Annotated in this window: 1 pseudogene; it reads left to right on the forward strand. The window is 66.0% G+C overall.

Going from position 1 to position 1,124, the window contains the following annotated elements:
- Positions 1-107: 107 nt before the first annotated feature.
- A pseudogene (locus ACZY0Y_RS19860) lies at positions 108-947 on the forward strand (IS256 family transposase); the annotation flags it as partial.
- Positions 948-1,124 lie beyond the last annotated feature (177 nt).

The raw sequence follows: 1,124 nt of genomic DNA on the forward strand, positions 1-1,124 counted from the left end.
AAGTAATCACGAGATCAACAGCATCAGCCTTGAACTCATCAGAAAACGTGGGACGGGAAGACATGGGAACAATCCTTTCAAAGACTGTCTCACATCAGTAGTACACCTCACAGGTCTCGATCATGGCCCGGGACCTCGATGAACAGGTCGAGGCGTTCCGGACCCGGCCCCTGGACGCGGGCCCGTATACGTTCGTCGCGGCCGATGCGCTGGTCCTGAAGGTCCGCGAGGGCGGGCGGGTCGCGAACGTCCACGCCCTGGTCGCGACCGGCGTCAACGCCGACGGGCACCGGGAAGTACTGGGGATCCAGGCCACCTCCGCCGAGGACGGGGCCGGCTGGCTCGGCTTCTTCCGCGACCTGACCGCCCGCGGCCTGACCGGGGTGAAGCTGGTGACCTCCGATGCGCACGCCGGGCTCGTCGCGGCGATCGGGGCGACCCTGCCCGGAGCGTCCTGGCAGCGCTGCCGAAGCCACTACGCGGCGAACCTCATGTCCCTCACACCCAAGACCTCCTGGCCCTGGGTGAAAACCCTGCTGCACAGTGTCTACGACCAGCCCGACGCGGACGCCGTGCACGCCCAGTTCGACCGCGTCCTGCACGCCCTGGAAGAGAAGCTCCCCAAGGTCGCGGACCACCTCGAAACCGCCCGCGCCGACGTGCTCGCCTTCACACCGTTCCCCAAGGGCCTCTGGCGCCAGGTGTGGTCCAACAACCCACAGGAACGCCTGAACCGGGAGATCCGCCGCCGCACCGACGTGGTCGGGATCTTCCCCGACCGGAACTCCCTCATCCGCCTCGTCGGCGCCGTCCTCGCCGAGCAACATGATGACTGGATCGAAGCCCGCCGCTACCTCGGCCTGGACCTCATCCAACAGGCCCGGACCACCGGCACCACGACCACAGAGGAGACAGCGAACACCCCAGAACTGGCGCTCGGCGCCTAAACAAACCAAAGATCACGCGGCAACCGCGTTACACCACGCATTTGGACTTGACCGGAGCGGCGACCTTCACACCCTTCGTGTTGAGCATCAGGGTCAGCTGGTCACGGCCGGCCCGGCCTTTTTCCTTCTCGAACAGGCCAGTAACCTCAGCAACCAGACGCTGGTGCCGGACGGCCC

This window comes from Pseudarthrobacter kochi (genome assembly GCF_055412805.1).